Origin of the sequence: Pseudomonas sp. SH10-3B (assembly GCF_019891415.1) — a bacterium.
Classification (GTDB): Bacteria; Pseudomonadota; Gammaproteobacteria; order Pseudomonadales; family Pseudomonadaceae; genus Aquipseudomonas.
In genome coordinates this window covers 1-11,887 of record NZ_JAFLXD010000082.1, presented here as the reverse complement: position 1 = coordinate 11,887, position 11,887 = coordinate 1, and the positions used below count along the sequence as shown (strand labels likewise).

Below are 11,887 nucleotides of genomic sequence, written 5' to 3'. Positions count from 1 at the left end.
CCCATCATGCTGCGTGCTTCCCTGCTGGCCGATGCGGAGATTTTGCCGCAGGCCAGACAGGGGAGCTACTTTTTCAACAGAATCGGCCGATTGCTGCCCGTCACTAGCGGCAGAAATCGGCCGATTCTGTTGAAAAAGTCGGTTCGCCCAAACAGCCTGGTCATTGACTGGTTAAAACGCCTTTTTTGCACACTGCTACGTGAAATCTGAGCCCCGAAGCCTCTGCCGAAAGTAAAGATTTCAATCTCGGACGCATACTTTTCTGCTGCGGAAACCATCGTCGACTTTTTCAACAGAATCGACCCATAGCTGCCACTCAGTGAAGGTGGAAAAGCCTCAAGATCAAGAGCGAGGCTTTATCACCGTCGGCCTCATATAGACCGTGTAATCCCGCCTGATCGGTGAGTTTGTGTAGATTGAAGTGGTTGTAAAACGCTTGGCCCAGTCGCTGATGCTCGAAGTTTCCTTGACTCCAAAGCCGGACGAACTCCTCATAAGCGGCGCGTTCGATCTGCAACGAGGAATCATGTCCCATGTCAGGTTCCTATCATTAGAGGGACTCAAGCGTACTAGCTGCCTATCAGCCCTTCCAGCTCGGCCTTTCCAATCAGAAAGTCAGCTATCGGCCGAGGCTGTGTAAAAACGTTTTCGAGCGCGACGGGGATTCAAAACCGAATTGGAAATCGCGCATTTGTGTGAAATCCACATCTGCTGACGTGCCGATAAATGTCAGATTTAACGTAGACGCGCGAACTTCAATTTTGACGAAGCGTTTTTACACACTCTGGGCCAGAAGCGTCGCTCGAGGTGTCTACGAAAGTGGGGACGATTCACTGCATTAGCTTTCGGGAAGCCTACCGAAGAACTCAAGGGCCTGCTCAGGCGTAGATTCAGCCAGGGAAGGCTATTCGCTGCCAGTCTTCGGAAGCCGGATATCGGAAAAGAGCTGCAAAGACTGATTGCACGTTGACATCACGGGATGTACACGCAGAAACTCAGCAATAACCCTCAAAATGATAAGGATATCCCTTAATGAAAAAGCGTTCTTTTCTGGTTCCCCTAGCTACCCTGGCCGCAGCTCTAGCCACAGAACAGGCTTCGGCGATCGCTGCCCATAAGGTTGCCGAGCCCACTACAGACACCACGAACACGTTTCAAGCCGATGCCCAAGGCGAGAATCTTTTGGTAAACAATGGCAGTGAGCAATTCGCCTATGTTCTCAAACGCGGGGACCAAGGCCAGATGATGGCTTACCACAGTTCTCACAGCTCCCACGCTTCTCATGCCTCTCACGCATCTCATGCCTCCCACACCTCGGGCTCCTAATGGCGCTCTCAGGTACGCTCACCTTTGACGAGCGGCTTTATGACGTGCAGGTTTTGCAAAAAGCCGCTTATCGCTCAATCAATTCACTGACGGCTGATATCTCATTAACAGAGGGGCAATTTATCTGCGCCTTATCCTCGAATATTGATGTTGACGAGCCTTCCTTTCTGTTTGCTCTCCAAGAATTCAAGAAAGACGTACTTGACTACCAACTACGCCACCGACTGAACGCAGAGACGCAGCCGATCAAGAACCTAATCCTTGGGCTGGCTTTTTCAAAGACCGGGCTAACCAGTGAGTAAATTCCAGAAGCTGGAGTTCTACGCGCAGCAACATACGTATGAGTTGCTGCCCTTCAAGTTTGATCGCCTTAGTGACGATGAGTACGTCATCACTAATATGGCTGGCGAGTTTCACGTCATACCGGCGCCGATGCTTGAGCCGATCATAAGCAAGACGCGTGCGCTCTCATCAGAGCTGATCGCTACGTTGCGGTCCAAACAGTTCATACGCTTCAACAATGAGCAGGCGCCACTTCAGCTCCTGGCACTCAAAATTCGCACACGGTTGTCCAGATTGGCCCAATTCACCAATCTGCACATTTTTGTGGTGACCCTTCGCTGCGACCATAGCTGCCCCTATTGCCAGGTATCGAGGCAGTCGGAAAGCAAAGGCGAATTCGACATGACCACCGAAATGGCAGACAAGTCGTTGGATTTCGTTTTCAGGTCTCCGAATCCTGCCATCAAAATTGAATTCCAGGGTGGCGAGCCGCTGCTGAACTTTGAAATGGTGAAGTACGTCGTTCTTGAGGCAAAAAAACGCAACCTCACGGAAGGGCGTGACTTGCGGTTTGTCATCGCGACCACGCTATCGCTGCTGACCAGTGACATGCTCGATTTCTGCAAGCAGCACCATATCGTGCTTTCGTCTTCTCTCGATGGGCCAATGGATCTGCACAATGCAAATCGCCCACGACCTGGTCGAGATAGTCACCAGCGTTTCGAGGAAGGCTTGAAGAAAGCCCGAGCAGCCCTCGGCTATGACCAAGTGTCAGCCCTGATGACAACCACAGATAAGAGCCTGTCACGACCACGTGACATCATTGATGAATACTTGCGCCTGGGCTTTGATAGCATCTTCCTGCGCACGCTTTCCCCTTACGGTTTTGCAATCAAGACCAAAAAATTCATGTCGTATGACACGGAACGCTGGCTGGAATTTTACAAGGAAGGTCTTGAGTACATCATTGAGCTAAACAAGTCGGGCATACGATTTGTAGAGCAGTATTCCGCTATCGTGCTGACAAAAATGCTGACATCAGAGGATCCAGGGTTTGTTGATTTAATGAACCCCGCCGGTGCAGGTATCGCAGCCATCGTGTTCAACTACAACGGAATGGTCTACGCCTCAGATGAGAGCCGTATGCTTGCCGAAATGGGTGACCATACGTTCCGGTTGGGGAGCATTCTTGAAAATTCATATGAGGAGATCATTCTCTCTGATCAGCTCCTTGACGCACTGGAAAACTCCTTCACTTTAAGTTCCCCCATGTGTTCTGACTGCGCATTCGAGCCTTACTGTGGTGCTGAACCTGTCTACCATCACGCAATACACAAGGATGTGGTGGCAAGAAAGCCTGAGTCGGCTTTCTGTAAGCGGAATATGTCGATCTTTAAGCACCTCATTGAACTGATGGGAAGCGATGAAGAAACGAAATTGATTTTTATGGGATGGGCCAACCGATGCTGAAGCTCGGCGGAAAGATTATCCGAATACATGCTGTTGATGCTGATAAGGCCATGAGCTTGGCCAAAGTATCAACCAGCCGGAATCTGCCTGGTATTTTACGACGGGAAATGGCCTATCTGGTTTCCGATGAGCAGATACCATACGGGTATGCGCACTATCTACTGGCTGATAAATATCGGCATCTGGTTGATGCACTCCCCGCTGGTTCCGACTTTTCAATTCTGCCGGAGGACTATAGCTATATCGGTGATGGAGACATTATCCGGCTTTCAGCGAATAGTCAGAGCATTCGAGTGTTATTTCGTGCATCGTCCCCTCACAACAGCATCTTGGTTACAGAGCAGTGTAATCATTACTGTCTTATGTGCTCCCAGCCGCCGAAAACAGCTGATGACTCATGGCTACTCGACGAAATTGAGAGCCTGATTTCACTGATTCCAAAAGATACCCGCGAGCTAGTGTTTACAGGGGGCGAACCAACGACCAACCGTGAGCGTTTCCTTAACATCATCAGCCTGACAAAAAGTTATCTACCAAGAACCGCGATTCATATTCTCTCGAATGGACGTAGCTTCAAAGACCCCGCGTTCGCTGAACGGTATGCGTTGATTGGATTGTCAGACGCGATGATCGGAATTCCTGTCTATTCAGAAGATCCGACACTGCATGACTACATCGTCCAAGCCCGCGGCGCATTCGATGAAACTATTCAGGGCATTCTCAACCTGAAGCGCTTGGGTCAGAAGGTTGAGGTCCGAGTGGTGATTCACAAGCTATCGGTGCAGCGCCTGCCAGAACTCTGCGAGTTCATCGCACGCAATCTTCTGTTTGTTGACCATGTGGCGCTTATGGGCCTTGAGATGATGGGCTTCACCAGAGCCAATCTTGATGAACTGTGGATTGACCCAGTGGAATATAAAGATACGCTCAGCAAATCCGTTGGCATTCTTGCCAAATATGGGATGAATATCTCGGTCTACAATCATCAACTCTGCCTAGTAAACTCAGATATTTACCCCTATTATCGAAAGTCAATCAGTGACTGGAAGAATGAATACGCCGCCGAGTGCAAGCTATGCAGTCGCAAGTCAGACTGCGGAGGATTTTTTTCGTCAGGGATCAAGCATGGCTACAGCAAGAGCCTAACACCATTTCTTAATTCACATTAAACCTGTCAACAATACCGATTTACGAATGGTTGTGCGATGGAGAAAATTTAATCATAGAAAAATACAGCCGGCATAAAAAGCCAACATCCAACGAACCATCAAGTTTTTTGGTGAGCGCGATATCAGGACTGAATTTACCTGAGCACGCTCTTGCCCTCGATTTGGGATGCGGCTATGGCCGGAACTCCATTCTTTTATCAAAGTATTTTGCGAACGTAATAGCCGCCGACATTTCTTGTGAAAGCTTCAGCAATTCATGGTTTTTAGATTATAAAAACATACACCCAATAATGCTCGACTGCGGGCAACGACTCCCTTTTTTAAACAACACACTCTCGACTGTAGTAGTTGTACATTTATATCATGAAAACTTAATCTCCAATTTAATTAATGCAATCCATCCGGAAGGTTTCTTTATTTATGAAAGTATTGCTGCCAATGGCGAAAACTGGCGAGAATTGAGTCTTTCTGGAGAAATAAAAATCCTTTTAGAAAAGCAGTTCACTATTAAATATTACGTAGAGCGACCTGTAGGTCCAGATAAAAAAAATGCCACTGTGAAAGTAATAGCCCAAAAGAAAAAGCCTGGATCGCAAACTTAGGACCATCCGCGTCCATCCGTCACATCCCCCCACTCTCCCTCCTGAAAAAATCCCGGCCCGCTCGCCAAGGCACCGCCACCCTCACCAGCACCGCCAACAACCTGGACGCCGCCCTCACTGCCCTACGCATCAACCCCACCCTGATCACCGGCTTCATCTCCCCCCATCTGGACATCGACGCCATCGCCGCCAAGCTCAAGCGCCGTTTCCCCCAGTCCACCATCAGCCTATGCACCACTTCCGGCGAGCTGTGCAATGCGCCCAGTTCGCTGTATTGCGCCACGGGCGAGCGCTGGGACCGGGTTGTGTTGCAGTTGTTCGACGACAGTCTCATCGCCTCGGCCGAGGTGGTGATGGTGCCGTTGGAGTGTGAGGACATTCGCGGTGGCGGTAAGCGGTTGGGGATGCAGGAGCGGATTGCCAAGTTGGTGGCCAATATCAAGCGGGTGCAGGTGCGTACGTCGATCGATCATCGCGATACGTTGGCGTATGTGGTGTTCGACGGGTTGTCGGCGTCGGAGTCGTTTTTTATGGAGGCGCTGTATGAGTCGGGGCGGTTTCCGTGTTTGTTTGTAGGGGGATCGGCCGGGGGTAAGTCGGATTTCCAGAAGACGCTGATTCATGACGGCCAGCGCAGTTATCAGAACCATGCGCAGATCGTGTTCTTGAAGACGGCGGCGCATGTGCGGTTTGGGGTGTTCAAGAGCCAGAATTTCAAGGCGGCGGATTTGACCTTCAGTGTGCTGACCGCGTCGGTGGAGGACCGCACGATTGACCAGGTGATCGACAGCAGCGGCAACATCAAGAGCATGGTGCAGGCGCTGTGTGATGCGTTCAGTTGCGCGCCCCAGGCGTTGGAGTCGAAGCTGGCGGATTATTCGTTCGCGATTCGGGTGGGCAGTGAGTTGTTTGTGCGCTCTATCGCGCGTATCGATTACGAGCAGCAGATCGTGCAGTTGTTTTGCGACGTGGCGCCGGGCGAGGAGTTGGTGATGGTGCGGCGTACGCCGTTGCGGGAGGCGACGCGCCTGGACTATGAGCAGTTCCTGCGCGGCAAGGGTGGCCAGCCGGTCGCAGGTATTTTGAATGACTGCATTTTGCGTCGTCTGAACAACGCTGCCGAGTTGGGCAGCATGGCCGGCACGTTTGGGGATGTACCGCTGGCGGGGTTTTCGACCTTCGGGGAGATTTTGGGCTTGAACCTGAACCAGACGCTGACGGCGATTTTCTTTTTTCGGGTGGCCAAGGGTGCGAGTTTCAGTGACGAGTACGTGGACAATTTCATCGCTCATTACGGCGAGTTCAAGGCGTTTTTCCTACGCCGCCAGGTGAAGAAGCTGGCGGGGTTGAACCATGTGGTCGTCAAGCAAATTGCCGCGTTCAAGAACAATGACTTCACCAACACCCTGAATACCCGTGGGCTGGACCGCAATATCCTGCCGGTGTTCGAGGGGCTGGCGGACTTGGGCATGGTGTTGGCCCATGCTGAGCGTCAGCAGGAGGACATCGCTGCGCAGCTCAAGCATTACTCGGGCGAGTTGCACGCCTCGATGGATGAGCTGGTCGGGACCATCGGCCAGCAGAACGCCGTGTCTGCCCAGGCCGGGACCACCGTGGAGGGGCTGTCGAGCCAGGCAGATGTCGCGGTGGAGGGGGCACGCACGTTGGCGGGGTCGAGTTTGCGCATCCAGTCAATTGTGCAGGTGATCCAGCAGATCGCCGGGCAGACCAACCTGCTGGCGCTCAACGCCGCGATTGAAGCGGCGCGCGCCGGCGATTTGGGCCGGGGCTTTGCGGTGGTGGCGGACGAGGTGCGCAAGCTCGCGGAGATCACGCGCAAGAATGCGGCGGAAATTGGCGTGGATATCGACCTGTTGTCGAGTGAAATCCAGCGGGTGGCCCAGCAGATTGAAGACCAATCCACCGGGGTGGGTGCGCTGCGCGAGATGCTTGATGCATTGGAGGCGTCCAGCCGGGCGACCGAAGGTACGGCGCAACGGACCAAGACCATTGCCGATACGTTGACGGGGCTGACACACGCGTAGGCGTTAACCGCAGGTAAAACTGGCGCGGGGCGCATGGCACTGAATGGGGGATTCAGTGCATGATGCATCGCTCATATCAAGGACGATAACAACAGTGAAAAACGCCCTCGCCTCCCTGCTGTTGCTGTGCCTGCCAGCTCCCGCCTTCGCTGCCGAAAACCCCGTCGGTTTCAAGACCGTCACCCTGCCCGATGCGCAAAACAACCGACCACTCGAACTGGCCGTCTGGTACCCCGCCGCCACCATCGCCAAACCCGAGCTGATCGCTGACAACGCGGCCTTCATCGGTGCTCTCGGGGTGCCCGACGCACCGCCCGCTGCCGGTGAGCATCCGCTGGTGGTGATCTCCCATGGTTATGGCGGCAACTGGGACAAGCAGGTGTGGCTGGCCAGTGCGTTGGCGCATCAGGGTTACATCGTGGCGGCGGTCAACCACCCCGGCACCACCGCCCAGGACCGCGACCCGCAAGCTGCCGCGCAGTTATGGCAACGCCCGGCCGACCTGAGCCGTGCTATCGACGCGGTACTGGCTCAGCCGAAGCCATTTGGCGCGGTCGCGAATCATCAGATTGCCGCCGTGGGCCATTCCCTTGGCGGCTGGACCGTGCTGGAAATCGCCGGCGCGCGCTTCGACCCCGACCTGTTCAGCCGCGACTGCAGCATCCACCCCAAGCTCGGCGGTTGCATCGGCTACCAGGAGATGAATCCTGCCGGCACACCCGCCGGCAAGGCCCGGTTGGCCGCTGACTTGAGCGACAAGCGCGTCACCGCGATTGTCTCATTGGACCTGGGCCTGTCGCGCGGCTTCACCGACGCCAGCCTGGCCGCGCTGCCGGTGCCGGCACTGGTGATTGCGGGGGGCGTGCCGTCGGAAGATATGGACCCGCAGTTGGAATCCGCCAACATGGTCAAGCGCCTGCCGCCAGCAACGACGAAGTATGTAGAGATCGCCGATGCAAACCATTTCAGCTTTATATCGATCTGCAAGCCCGGCGGCATGGCGTTGATTGAAGAAAGTTCGCCGGGCGATGGCAGGGTGTGTCGCGATGGCGAGGGGGCTCGGCCACGGGCGGCGATTCAGCAGCAGGTGGTGGGGCTGATCAGTGAGTTTTTACGCCGATCGTTTCGACAGTGAGGCCGGCATCGACCTTAGATGCACGTGGCGAGCCACGGCTGACTATTTATCGTTTTAACTTTATTGATCTGCGGAGCAAACATGCAAGAACGTAAACAACTGAAGGGACTGGGCGGTTGGTTGATCGTGGTTGGCTTGGGCCTGTTTCTAGCCTTGGCGCGTCTGGGCTATGCCCTTATCGCGGTGTATTACCCGATATTCGCAGATGGCTCCTTCAGCATCCTCACCTCATCCGGCACGACGATGACTAACGCCCTATGGGGCGCGATCCTGATTTCAGAAACCCTCATTAATGCAGTCTTTATCGCGGCCTTTGGTTATTTGGTTTACCTGTTCTTCTCCGAACACTACTTATTCCCCAAGGTTTATATCGTCACGCTCATCGCCTCGGCTATCTACATTCCACTTGATGCATGGTTCAGCTCGCTTGTTCTGGTGGATGAACCCATATTCGACTACAACACGACCAAGGAAACCGTCCGCGGATTGGTGTCCACCTCTATCTGGGTCCCCTACATACTGTTCTCTAAAAGGGTCAAGGCAACGTTTGTACAACACCGGCCGGTTGCGGCAGAAGCGCCTGGCCCCGTCAGCCTTTGACACGGTGAGCATCGCTTCGGCAGGCTGCCCGATGCCCGGCAGGCTGGCGAAGCGATGCCGTTGAAATACGCAGTCCAACCCCGTCACATCGATAGCACTGATGATTACTATCGAACCGCTCGCCTATGGGGTGGCCAAGCCCGATTCCTATAATCGCCTCCCAATTCCTCCCCCTCGCCTGGCCTCAGGCGACATCCCCTCTTGGAACCCAGCATCATGCCAAGCGCCCCTCAGGCCTCCAGCGGCCGTCCCGAACATAATCAACAAAGTGTCAAACAGCAGTGGCTGGCGATTCTCTCGGTCGCGGTGGGCGCCTTTGCCCTGGTGACCAGTGAGTTTCTGCCGGTGGGCGTGCTCAACGACGTCGCTGCCGACCTCGGTATCAGTGCCGGCCACGCCGGCCTGATGGTGACCCTGCCCGGCATCATGGCCGCCCTCGCCGCGCCGTTTCTGTCGGTGAGCATCGGTGCCATGGACCGTCGCTACCTGTTGATCGGCCTGACGTTGATCATGATCATCGCCAACTCGGTCGTGGCCTTTGCCAGCGACTTCAACCTGCTGCTGCTCGGACGCGTATTGCTGGGCATCAGCATCGGCGGGTTCTGGGCCACGGCCATTGCCCTCAGTGGGCGTCTGGCGCCCAAGGGTGTGGACGTCGCGAAGGCCACCTCGATCATCATGATGGGCGTGACCCTGGCCACCGTGCTCGGCGTGCCCGTGGGCACCTGGCTCAGCGGCCTGATGGGCTGGCGCATGACGTTCCTGGTCACCGCGCTGCTGGGCGTGCCGGTGCTGCTGGCGCAGGTGTTCCTGCTGCCTCGGCTCACCCCGGAGAAGGCCATTCGCGTCAGCGACCTGCCGGCGTTGTTTATCAACCCACAGGCGCGGGTCGGGTTGATCGCGGTGCTGTTGATCGGCCTGGCGCACTTTGCGGCCTACACCTATGTGGCGCCGTTCTTCAAATACAGTTCCGGCTTCGACGGGCCGACGATTGGCTCGCTGTTGCTGCTCTTCGGCGTGGCCGGGGTATTCGGCAATATCTTTGCCGGTTTCGCCGCCAACCGCAGCGTGCGTCACACCCTGTTGCTGGTCGCGCTGATGATCGGTACCAGCACCGCGCTGTTCCCTCACTTTGCAACGGGGATGACCGGCGCAGCGATGCTGATCGGGCTGTGGGGCTTCGCCTTCGGCGCCTTCCCGGCCTGTGCCAGTATCTGGATGTTTGTGGTCGCGCCCAAGGATGTCGAACGCGGCATGCCGCTGTTCGTCGCCTTGTTCCAGGTGATCATTGCCTTGGGTTCGTTCTTCGGTGGGCAGATCGTCGACAAGTTGGGCAGCTCGGTGCTGTTGAGCCTGGCCACGGCGCTGGTGGGCTGCGGTTTTGTCACCGTGCTGGTGCTGGGGCGCAACATCAGTAATAGCTTGGCGGCCCAGCCTGGCTAGGCCTGTGCGGCTGCTACGTGGGGAGCTGTCGCCGTTTTTAAGCTGGTATCATCCCGGCCTGTCCAACCCGGGTACAACACATGAATCGCCAGAAAAAACTGCAACAGCTGTTCAAGGCCAAAGCTAAAAAGGCCAGCGCCAAATTGGCGCCGAAATCCAAGGATAAATACATCAGCAAGGCGGAGCGGGAAAAGCTGGCGACTGAGGCCGCTCAGGCGCCAGACAGTTCCCCTGAGGATTAACTCAGCAACCGCTTAAGGCTTCGGGCCGACGCTCGCCGGCAAAGAAAAACGGCCGCAGGCGCACGCCCACGCCGTTGCCGATAAACGCTGCCACCAGCCACACCCAGCCATGCAGGCTGCCCGAGGCGATGCCACTGAAGTACGCGCCGATGTTGCAGCCGTAGGCCAGGCGCGAGCCGTAGCCGAGCAGCAGGCCACCGATCACTGCGGCCAGCAGCGAACGCGCCGGGATCTTCAGGCTGGGGGCAAAGCGGCCGGCCAGGCCGGCGGCCAGCAGCGCACCGAGGACGATGCCGATGTCCATGACGCTGGTGATGTCTTCCCACACCGGCGCGGCCAAGGCCTTGGCGTTGCCCGGCATTTGCCAGAACGCCCAACTGGCCACGTCCACACCCAACCCGCTGGCCACCTTGGCGCCCCACAGAGCGAATGCCGAGGTAATCCCCCACGGCCGCCCGGCCAGCGCCAGGGTGGCGTAGTTGAGCAGCGCCAGGCCAATCGCGCCCCACACCAACGGCCATGGCCCGCGCAGGAAGCGGCGCAAGCCTGGGTGTTCGCTGGTCACGCCTTCTTCAAGCTGGCCGTGGCGGCGCTTTTCCAGGCGCACGGTGACGACTGCGATGAGCGCAAACATCGCCAGGCTGGCGAGCAATGCCGGCACTACGCCGAAACTCTTGACGATGGACACCGCCGGAAACGCCGGCAACGCAAACCACCAGTCCACATGGTGTGTGGCGATCAACGAGCCGCAGATAAAGAACAACAAGGTCACCAGCATGCGCGCATTGCCGCCGCCCACGGTGAACAGCGTGCCCGAGGCACACCCGCCGCCCAACTGCATGCCGATGCCGAAAATAAACGCACCGAACACCACCGAGACCCCGGCCGGCGCCACCAGCCCGACCACCGGTTGCCCGAACAACGTCCCCGCCCCCAGCGCCGGGAAAAACAGCAGCACCGCGAGCGCGAGCATCACCATCTGCGCCCGCAGGCCAGCGCCACGGCGATCATTGATGAACACACGCCAGGCGGAAGTGAAGCCAAAGGCAGCGTGGTAAAGGGTCAAGCCCAGTGCGGCGCCGACCACCAGCAACAGCACCTGGCGCGAACCGACGCTGTTTTGCAGGAACAAGGCGCCCAGCACCAAAATGACAAAGGCCACCAACGGCGCGACAGGCTTGCGCGCAGAGGTGAGAGGGAGAGAGGTGCTCATGAAGTATCTCGGTTTGTTGGAAGGGGGGATTGCGAACGGGCGAGTATAGCCTGTGGGAGTCTTCGGGCTTCAGCGAGGCTGCGATAGCGGTGTGTCAGGCACCATAGAAGTTGGCAATGCCGCCGCCATCGCAGCCTCGCCGGGGCTCGATAACTCTTACCAAAATCAAAATAACTTACTAATTTTAAAGGTCTAAAATTTCCCCATAACGTCTTGAGTCTTGCATAAATAATTTCAGGCGACCGCATTCTTGTGGCGAGCGGGCTTGTCCCGCGTTGGGGTGCGAAGCGCCCCTTAGGAAGACAAATGCGGTGTATCAGGCACGCCTCTGCGCCGGGTTTTGGGGCTGCTGCGCAGCCC

13 protein-coding genes are annotated in these 11,887 nt (G+C 56.3%); 11 read left to right on the top strand and 2 right to left on the bottom strand.

Annotated features, from left to right (window positions below; translation table 11 throughout):
- Positions 1-210: hypothetical protein (locus tag J1G35_RS29750; RefSeq protein WP_223016779.1), on the top strand; the 210-nt coding region annotated here is incomplete at its 5' end.
- Positions 211-316: 106 nt separating this feature from the next.
- Here the strand turns inward: J1G35_RS29750 and J1G35_RS29745 are convergent.
- Complete coding sequence (locus J1G35_RS29745; protein WP_223016778.1) at positions 317-535, bottom strand: hypothetical protein; 219 nt, start codon at positions 533-535, stop codon at positions 317-319.
- Positions 536-1,032: 497 nt separating this feature from the next.
- Between J1G35_RS29745 and hxsA2 the strand changes: the two genes are divergently transcribed.
- From hxsA2 to J1G35_RS29695, 10 genes are all read left to right on the top strand, one after another.
- Complete coding sequence (gene hxsA2, locus J1G35_RS29740; RefSeq protein ID WP_223016777.1) at positions 1,033-1,326, top strand: His-Xaa-Ser repeat protein HxsA2; 294 nt, start codon at positions 1,033-1,035, stop codon at positions 1,324-1,326.
- Positions 1,326-1,628, top strand: a complete 303-nt coding sequence (hxsD, locus tag J1G35_RS29735; RefSeq protein WP_223016776.1) for a His-Xaa-Ser system protein HxsD — start codon at positions 1,326-1,328, stop codon at positions 1,626-1,628. The genes hxsA2 and hxsD overlap by 1 nt, the downstream gene beginning before the upstream one ends.
- Entirely contained in the window at positions 1,621-3,078 is a 1,458-nt protein-coding gene (gene hxsB, locus J1G35_RS29730) for a His-Xaa-Ser system radical SAM maturase HxsB (protein WP_223016775.1), read from the top strand. The genes hxsD and hxsB overlap by 8 nt, the downstream gene beginning before the upstream one ends.
- Positions 3,072-4,247, top strand: a complete 1,176-nt coding sequence (hxsC, locus tag J1G35_RS29725; RefSeq protein ID WP_223016774.1) for a His-Xaa-Ser system radical SAM maturase HxsC — start codon at positions 3,072-3,074, stop codon at positions 4,245-4,247. Before hxsB ends, hxsC begins: the two co-directional genes overlap by 7 nt.
- A 110-nt stretch (positions 4,248-4,357) precedes the next feature.
- Positions 4,358-4,849, top strand: a complete 492-nt coding sequence (locus J1G35_RS29720; protein ID WP_223016773.1) for a methyltransferase domain-containing protein — start codon at positions 4,358-4,360, stop codon at positions 4,847-4,849.
- A 23-nt stretch (positions 4,850-4,872) separates the two neighbouring features.
- The gene (locus tag J1G35_RS29715) at positions 4,873-6,894 is read left to right on the top strand and encodes a methyl-accepting chemotaxis protein (protein ID WP_223016780.1); all 2,022 of its coding nucleotides are present in this window, start codon (positions 4,873-4,875) and stop codon (positions 6,892-6,894) included.
- A 94-nt stretch (positions 6,895-6,988) separates the two neighbouring features.
- Entirely contained in the window at positions 6,989-8,029 is a 1,041-nt protein-coding gene (locus J1G35_RS29710) for an alpha/beta fold hydrolase (protein ID WP_223016772.1), read from the top strand.
- Positions 8,030-8,110: 81 nt separating this feature from the next.
- On the top strand, positions 8,111-8,629 hold the full coding sequence (locus tag J1G35_RS29705; protein WP_053130139.1) for a DUF2569 domain-containing protein: 519 nt from the start codon (positions 8,111-8,113) through the stop codon (positions 8,627-8,629).
- Between the two features lie 216 nt (positions 8,630-8,845).
- Positions 8,846-10,072 carry an MFS transporter gene (locus tag J1G35_RS29700; RefSeq protein ID WP_053130142.1) on the top strand — a complete coding sequence of 409 codons (1,227 nt, stop codon included), beginning with the start codon at positions 8,846-8,848 and terminating at the stop codon, positions 10,070-10,072.
- A gap of 80 nt (positions 10,073-10,152) precedes the next feature.
- A complete protein-coding gene (locus J1G35_RS29695) occupies positions 10,153-10,314 on the top strand; it encodes a DUF2986 domain-containing protein (protein ID WP_223016771.1) in 162 nt (53 codons plus the stop codon).
- A gap of 1 nt (position 10,315) precedes the next feature.
- Here J1G35_RS29695 and J1G35_RS29690 read toward each other — a convergent pair whose 3' ends face one another.
- A complete protein-coding gene (locus J1G35_RS29690) occupies positions 10,316-11,527 on the bottom strand; it encodes a YeeE/YedE family protein (protein WP_223016770.1) in 1,212 nt (403 codons plus the stop codon).
- Positions 11,528-11,887 lie beyond the last annotated feature (360 nt).